At 30.5% G+C, this 446-nt stretch carries 1 pseudogene; it reads right to left on the reverse strand.

Features of this window, described 5'->3' with window-relative positions:
* Positions 1-446: pseudogene (locus SH09_RS16690) on the reverse strand (MobV family relaxase); the annotation flags it as partial.

The following is a 446-nucleotide window of genomic DNA, read 5'->3' on the forward strand; positions in this document are numbered from 1 at the left end:
CCCCTATCACGTTTTTTCTCTTTCTTTTTCTCTTCATATTTTTCTGGATGTATTTGTCTATCAATTGCCATAAAACCATTTTTTCTTTGAGTATTATCTTGCGTTAAGGCGTTCATCCCTTTCAAATATTTTTCTCTTCCCAGCACTTCTTCCCATCTTCTAAAAATTTCTTTAATTGCTTCAATAAGGGTATTAGCGTATTTAAGATATTCACGTTGTTTATCACAAATATCTCTTAATTCTTTATATCCCTCTGCAAACTTATTATTTTCTTGTCTAAGTTTCTTATTTTTATTTTTAAGCTCATTCAACGCTTTACCAGACTTAATACGCTCATAATCTTCTGTAATCGTTTGTGCTGCTTGTATTTGTTTCTGAAAGTTATTAAATTCTTCTTGGCTTATTACAACATTCCCTGTTTCTTGTATTTCTTTGTTGAACAAACC

It is taken from the genome of Staphylococcus gallinarum (assembly GCF_000875895.1).
Lineage (GTDB): Bacteria > Bacillota > Bacilli > Staphylococcales > Staphylococcaceae > Staphylococcus > Staphylococcus gallinarum.